Here is a 7210-nt window from a genome sequence, read left to right as displayed (position 1 = left end):
GCGATCGCCTCTACCGCTTGAAGGGGTAGTTCGCCGAATTTCCCTCGTTGGAGTAGAGCCAACATTCTATCAGCGGCAACAAGGGGAATCCGCAGGTCATGGGTGAGACGAGACACAAAATCCTCTCGCGCCTTTGTCACTTCCTGCATCGCATCTATACTGTGTTTGAGCCGGAGGAGGCTGCGGACACGAGCCAGCAACTCATTTACCTGGATGGGCTTGCAAACGAAATCGTCCGCGCCCAAGTCGAGTCCATCTGCTATGGTCATTGAGTTATCATCCGCAATTAACAAGATGGGGATAAAGGGAAGTTGAGAATTTGAGCGAATTCTGTAAGTCACTTCGTAACCGTCTACTTCTGGCATCATTACATCCAACAGAAGTAAATCTGGTGGCGACTCCTCTACTAGAGCTAAAGCATCAAGTCCGGTGGAACTCGTGCTGACGCAGTAGCCTTCTTCTGAGAGGATAGCCTGCATGATAAATAAGTTGTCAGTTGTATCGTCAACCGCCAAGATTTTACTGGGTTTATCTCTCATTGTCCTGGCTTTTTCTCCCGCCTCCATCCAAAACTTACGAACGAGTCCATATCTTCTGAATCAGCCTTTTGGCGGATAAAACTTAAAAACTGTTGATAATCTTGAAGCCGCTGGGATTCTTCCAACTTTCGCTGCTTTCTGATTCGCAGCAAGTAGTCTTTGAGGCGAACGTACCGCCATCCAACTTGAAATCCCAGTTCGTATATTTGAGTTGCTTTCGGATTCGCGTAAGCGAAGCTAGCCGAAGGCATCGCGTTGAGTAAGGTTTGTGCGACGCTTGGCGAGTCGAAGTCAGAAATTGTTCTCCTGCTTTGTTTTCCATCCCTGCAACCTTTCCAAAACTCTTGACTGCTAGTTGAAGTGTGGATGGAAATTTTGTACTCTTGCAGCGTCGTCGATTCAAGCCAATCTAAGTCTTGTTTTCTGTCGTTTGAGAGCGAATCGTTTGGCTGATACTTATTCCAGGCGCGAGCAAAAGCATTTAGCTGCTTTTGAAAATCTGCCAAAAAATAATCTGACAGGGTTTGATAGTTGGCCGGCGGTGAATGTCGGATGCGGTTTGAAAGAGTGTTAGTTTCTGGCATAACTGTCAACCTTCGCAAAACTTGGTTTGAGTTGGCGTTTTTCTGTTTCATGTCTAGGTCTCCAACCTATCAACTGCCAAGCTTGAGTGAGTTCTATCTAAAAGCTGATTTCTGATTCGCTGCCGCAAAGCTAATTTCTCATTCACTGCCAGTGTTGGTTAGAATGGTTGTTAGCGCGACTTTTCTTTTTACAGGAATAGTTGTTCCGTCTCGCGCGCGATCGCCTGTATCAGACCGATCGCCAAAAAAGAATGTCCTCTCGCTTGACAGAGCATCCTTTACAAAAATTTAAACTTTGCCTCCCAACAGCAAGCGTAGAAATAATATCAAGCCCTGTACGCAGCGCCATCGCGCGTTAAGCCAGAAACAAACCAAAATAACAATCGGTTTCTTAGGAGTCCGGTTGGTACAATGAGTTGTACGAAAAATGCTTCTCAGTCTTACAAAACAAACGCAGAAGACATCCGAAGACCGAAGTATGAAGGCAGAAGCTAGAAGCCGGATATTTAATTCATCATAAGTGTCTTCTCACTTCGGCCTTTGAATGGCTACAACCATCACCTTCAATGACTAAAATTATTGTCTAGACTCCGGTTGTAGCGCTTGGGTGGATGCGCGGCGAGCGCCCTTACTTTTTCTAATCTGCTAAGAGAGATTCTAGCTCTGTTAGGATTTTTTGGAGGCGCTTCTGCTTCTTTGGATCGCTCCAAGCTTGGGACTTGTTCGCTTTTGTTAAAGCTCCCTTTATTTGGGTTTTCAGATTTTCTTCCGGTTCTTCTCCCGAAGTACCTGCCTTTAAATCCGCGATGCGTTCTTTAATCTGAGTTAAAGATAGACCTTCAGCGATCGCGGCTTCGAGAAGCGACTTTCTTGCCTGCTCGTCTTTAACTTTGGCGATCGCTAGCGCCTTGGTGTACTCGATCTGACCCCGGCGCAGGGCTTCTTGGATGTCGGACGGCAGCTTCAACAGTCCCAGTCTGTTGCTGACGAAAGACTCCCATGACATCCGCCCCAATTCGCTAAAAACCTTGACGACTATTTGCATTTCATGATGAATGATAACGTTATCATTCATCCTCTGTACGTCATTTTGCATCCGGTAGAGCAGCCGCACCACCTCTTCTCGATCGTATTCAAGATGATGGGAGAGCAGTTGCAAGATACCCTCCGTTTCTTCGACTGGGTTGAGGTCTTCCCGCTGGAGGTTCTCAACTAATGCGACGCGCAGAGCTTGCTGTTGGGTCAAGTCCCGAACGATCGCAGGGACTTCTGTCAATCCTAATTCTCTAGCAGCTCTATACCGCCTTTCGCCAGCTACTAGCTCGTATTTATCGTCTCCCAAAGGACGAACTAATAGAGGTTGGAGAATTCCATCAGTTTTTACTGACTCAACCAAAGCCTGCATAGCTTGGGAGTCGAAGTATCGGCGCGGTTGAGAGGATGGAAGCTTTATAGACTCAATCGAGAGCAGTTTTTCTGCCGTTGGTTCTACCACTTCATCATCTCCAAATAAAACGCTCAAATTTGCCTTACCTTTATAGGGCTGGTCATTCTTACTTGACATTGAGTTTCTCCATCTTGGCTGCTAGCTGGTCTAATATTTTGACGACGGGATTTTTAGGTTCGTAAACAGCAAGCGGGACTTGTTTCTCGGAAGCATCCGCGAAAGCAGTTATGCGCGGGATGGGAGTGTAAACGGGGCCGAAGGTCGTAAACTGCTCGCTCATAGCCTTGAGAGTCCGCTTGTCCTGAGAGTTGGCAGCAGCATAGCGGGAGGGAACAAAACCAGCTATCTGCAAAGAGCGGTTTCCTTTCTTTCTGATTCTCGCTACTGTTTGCAACAGGAGGTTGGTGCCCTCAAAGGCTTTGTAGTGAGTCTCAACGGGGACTAAGACATGAGTAGCGGCGACCAGGCTGATGTAGCTGAGCAGCCCTAAACTGGGAGGACAATCTATGAGAATGAAGTCGTAGTTGTCTTGAATTGGGGCGATCGCATCTTTGAGGCGAACTTCCCGAAAATCCATGTTAACCAGTTGAATTTCCGCGGCGCTGAGGTTGATGTTGGTGGGAGCCAAATCCATACCGTGAATGCCCGTGTGGATGGGCATAGGCTCCTCATTGACAATGGCATCAAACACAGTTTTATCCAAATTCTGAGAGTCAACCCCCATGAAGAGCGTCAGAGAACCTTGAGGATCGATATCGATGAGAAGAACCTTGCGGCCTCGCTTATAGAGGTGGTAGCCGAGATTGAGTGCGATCGTGGTTTTCCCCACACCGCCGGCTTGGTTGAACAGCGAGATTATCTTTGTCATGATTTGCCCTCCTGTAGCGTGCCGCCATATTTCCCATCCTGCGTGCAAAAGGAGGCGGCGGTTAAAACTGTAAGCATATTTGCACTCTTGTTGAAGTTTGGGAATGTCTGCGCTTTAGGTATGAACCGTCACTATCCCCAGACCGTTTTGTAAAAAAACTATAGTTATACTCTCATATAAAAGTGATATCTCTGAAGGCGCATTAGGAATTTTTTTATTTTTTCCCACTCGAAAAGGCAATTGGCAACAGTGACCATGCCGTTGCTGTAAAAGACAACGGCAATGCGGTCGGGTATCAATGCTGGCAGGTGACGCTAAATACTTCTAAGCTCGCTCTTTCATTGACTTGTAGGGATAAGGATAGTTGATTGTTAGTTTGAGCGAGCCAGGAAGTACCTCTGGTTGGTTAACAATGCAGTAAATGAGATATCCAGCCCGTTCTACTTCTGTCCAAGCCAAAGGCGAGAACTGGGTTGACTCACAAATGGCGCGTTTAACCAGTCCCGGTCTGCTGCGGTTCTCAAACAGAGCTTGCACGAACTGGGTGGGATTGGCTATGGCAGGGGACAGAAGCTTGCAAAATTTTCTAGGATGAACTGTCCGAAGGTAATTGATAGCAGCTTGTCCATTAAATGCTTCAACTAGAGATGGGGAAATTTGCAAGTGCTGGAGCAGCAAGTCCATATCTTCATCAGTATTGGTTACTGCCCATAAATTATCCTCGAGCCACCCCCAAACTATCTGCTCAGCCTCTTTGTGAGTTGCTACCAAAAAGCGATTTCCTTTGTAGGTAAACCCTGATACGTGGGGCAGTTGGGGGAGAGACCAGTCGGCAAAAGTGCGATCGCTGTCCAGTAGTAATAGGATGGATGCTAGTATGTGCCTCCTGCTGTGCCGCAACGGATCGGTGGGTATAGATTGTCGAGAACTCTGTTGATGGTTAAATTGCATGGGAACGGCGTTCTCCGATTAACAGTAAAAGTTACTGATTTAAGCTAAAAGCTAAAGGCTGTAAACTCAATCCGCCGTCCTTCCTAATTTCCCACCTCAAAAATCATTGGCGAAATTACTCTGGCGGACTATTCAAAGGCGATTCAGATGCAAAAACTATCGTCCGAGTGGTTGTTGTTTATTCTAATTCCAGCTAGCTATAGCAATAGGCCTTTGTTCGACTGCTTTTTGATACAACAAGTACGGCTTTAATGTTCTGTGCCTTGAGAACTAAAGTTAGTTACAACTGAAGGCTTACTGAGAACGACAAGAGCGCGTGATAGGTTGATTGCTAAAAGATCGAAGCGCTTTTAGGTGGCGGCAAGCTTATGTTTTTAGGCACGATGCAGAGATTTTCTCCTGAGTATATCTTGAGGCTAAAACAAATAGGGTTAGCTTTTTTTGAGAAGATAGCAACTGACCGAGCAATAGCTGGAGAAACCCAAGATTTTTATCAGGGATTGCTGGCGGGATTGGATGGGGCAGTTAAATTAATAGATGAAGAAGGCGGGGTACAAACGCTTACCCTTTTAGAAGCTAAAATAGCAACTTTTATTAATGAAGATGACTCATCCCAACAACCTCTAAGTTCGAGTTCAGTAGAAGGTGAGTATAAGCTATCGATTTGTAGGTTGCCTGTTAGATCCATTTCTCAACTCAGACAAATTGGAAGAGAAACTGATTGCGAACCGGCTATAAAAGATTGCGTGTGCATCGGCGAGACTCAAGATTTCTATCACGGCTGCCTCGCTGCTATTGATTTTGCCCTGTCCTTGGCAGGTGAGAAATATGCCTATGCTCAAATCAGTCTGGTCAAAACTAACGCAGCCAATTTCATCGAATTAAACAAAGATTGGGAGCGCCGAGTTCTTGAGCTTAAAGGCTTATCCTCCTCAAAGAGGCAAGATTGGCAACCAAAACAAAATTTGCTGGTTTGGCTTTCGCAAGCAGATGGTGACAATCAAGTTGGGACGCTGGGTAGTGAAGCAGAGGGCGATGAAGCTGATTCGCTCTCGACAGAAGCGGGGGCTTTAGTTGAAATACAGGAGCAAGATTTAAAGAGCGATCGCTCTGATTCTAGCGAACTAATCGTACCTCTGGGTTTAAGCAATTTGGCTATTTTGAAAGACCAGACTGAAAGTGAAGAGGGAGTCCGAGAACAGTTTACAGAAGAGGTAGTAAAGCTGGAAGAAGAAGAGCGCTTAGAGCTAGAGAATTTGCTATCTAGGGCTTTATTAGATAGCTATCAACAGTTAAAGCTAGGGAAATGCAAAGTTATAGAAGATTGGACAGCATTTTTAGAGTCGGGTGAAGCAATCAGGGTAATTTCAGATCGAGACAGCCACATCGTGCTGCGGATTACTTTAGAGGGTGAAGTGCAAAGCGCTTTATCTTATGGCGATGCAGAGGTTTTGGGTGCAACTGTTAAAGAAAACTCTGAGGATTTGGGTAACTGGTTAAAGCCGATAATTCCGAACCCGCCAGCGGGCGATTTGAATGCTGATTCAGTACCGCCAGCAGCCACAATGGATATTCAGCAGGTAAAAATGGCTGAGTCTATTCTGCCAACGGCTCAAAGAGCTTTTGAGTATTTCCTTGATCGTGGACGCGATCGCGTGGAAGAGACTGATGAGTACACTCGCGTTCGGGTAGGAGATTTGTACGAGCTGATGGTCGGAGAGTCGGAAGGGGTTTCGGTGTCTTCTGTGACTGCCTCTGTCCGAGGGGAGTTAATCAAAGTTCGCGGAGAAAAATTGGTTTTAGCTCAGGGGATTTCCCCTGAAGATATTGATTTTTGGACAGTTGTGGCAGATGAGCTAGATCGGATAGAGGCGAGGAGTAGGGATTCCGAGCGATCGGAATCAGATAGTCAAAGTAGTTTTCAGCACTGAAATGAAGAGTCAAAACTTTCGACATATTGGGCTAGTTACTTGATTAACAAATTCTTTATGTAAAGTAATCTCAGGATAAGTCGTCCTGCTACCATCTATTTTGATAACAATAGTTCCTCCGCAACAACTATTACTAATAAATCCTCTAGCAGGAAGAATATTTAAATGTGTAGGCTTTGAACTAGGAACACTAGCAGCACATTGTTGAGATAATTGGGTGCATAAAATATGAGCATCTGGCACAGAAGAACGCAATCCTTCTATTATTTCTGCACGGGGATTATTGCTAAAGCGATTACGATCAATTGAGAATATGATTAGTTTTGGTTGGATGAAACTACAAACTTGCTGGGCAAATGTTTTGCTATCTCCACCACCGGATCTTCCACCATGATGAGGAAAAATAAGTATGTCAGCACTAAAACTTTTTGGGTCTTGAATCAGATTGTCAAATCCTACATTGTCAATATCTGCTGCTAGTATAGCGACTCGGTGAGAATCGTGAACTATGCCGATAACTGCTGATATTGAGTTAGACGTTAATCTCCGTCCCTGTAAATCTGTTCCTCCAGCACCACCTAAAATTAATTCAGGTGTTGGTGCAAGGACTTCGATATTAACTGAACCAATGTTTAAACTCCCAGTTTTTGTTGTTGTCAATTCTGATGAAACTTTAGTTCCCCGTTGGCGTGCGTCTTTTAAAGCAATGCGTAAAACTCGCCAAATATTACTTTCCTTAATTGCATCAGGGTTTAGGTGTACGTTGTGAATTTTGATATCTTTATTTGAAAGTAAGTCAATTATACCTCCAATATGATCTGCATCAGAATGGGAAATGAGGATATGTAAAATTTCTTTAATAGATAGATTTTCAAGAGTCTCTGCCAACG

At 45.0% G+C, this 7210-nt stretch carries 7 protein-coding genes; 1 reads left to right on the top strand and 6 read right to left on the bottom strand.

What is annotated here, in order from left to right; translation table 11 throughout:
- The 5 genes from WBA89_RS21535 to WBA89_RS21515 all read right to left on the bottom strand — a co-directional run.
- The coding region (locus WBA89_RS21535) for a response regulator (RefSeq protein WP_424409332.1) at positions 1 to 539 on the bottom strand (539 nt) is incomplete at its 3' end.
- Complete coding sequence (locus WBA89_RS21530; protein WP_424409331.1) at positions 536 to 1174, bottom strand: hypothetical protein; 639 nt, start codon at positions 1172 to 1174, stop codon at positions 536 to 538. The genes WBA89_RS21530 and WBA89_RS21535, both read right to left, overlap by 4 nt.
- A 586-nt stretch (positions 1175 to 1760) precedes the next feature.
- Complete coding sequence (locus WBA89_RS21525; protein ID WP_424409329.1) at positions 1761 to 2687, bottom strand: ParB/RepB/Spo0J family partition protein; 927 nt, start codon at positions 2685 to 2687, stop codon at positions 1761 to 1763.
- Positions 2677 to 3438 (bottom strand): ParA family protein, encoded by a 762-nt coding sequence (locus WBA89_RS21520; protein ID WP_424409328.1) that lies wholly within the window; start codon positions 3436 to 3438, stop codon positions 2677 to 2679. The genes WBA89_RS21525 and WBA89_RS21520 overlap by 11 nt, the downstream gene beginning before the upstream one ends.
- A 324-nt stretch (positions 3439 to 3762) precedes the next feature.
- Positions 3763 to 4389, bottom strand: coding sequence for a hypothetical protein (locus tag WBA89_RS21515; protein WP_424409327.1), 627 nt, complete (start codon positions 4387 to 4389; stop codon positions 3763 to 3765).
- 368 nt (positions 4390 to 4757) lie between these two features.
- On the opposite strand from WBA89_RS21515, the gene WBA89_RS21510 reads away from it, so the two are divergent.
- The gene (locus tag WBA89_RS21510) at positions 4758 to 6320 is read left to right on the top strand and encodes a hypothetical protein (protein ID WP_424409325.1); all 1563 of its coding nucleotides are present in this window, start codon (positions 4758 to 4760) and stop codon (positions 6318 to 6320) included.
- A gap of 9 nt (positions 6321 to 6329) precedes the next feature.
- On the opposite strand, the gene WBA89_RS21505 is transcribed toward WBA89_RS21510, so the two are convergent.
- Positions 6330 to 7210: ComEC/Rec2 family competence protein (locus WBA89_RS21505; RefSeq protein ID WP_424409323.1), on the bottom strand; the 881-nt coding region annotated here is incomplete at its 5' end.

The sequence above is a fragment of the Microcoleus sp. genome (assembly GCF_049646505.1).
Classification (GTDB): domain Bacteria; phylum Cyanobacteriota; class Cyanobacteriia; order Cyanobacteriales; family Microcoleaceae; genus Microcoleus.
Note: the sequence above shows the minus strand (reverse complement) of the source record. Positions and strands in the feature narration are given on the sequence as shown.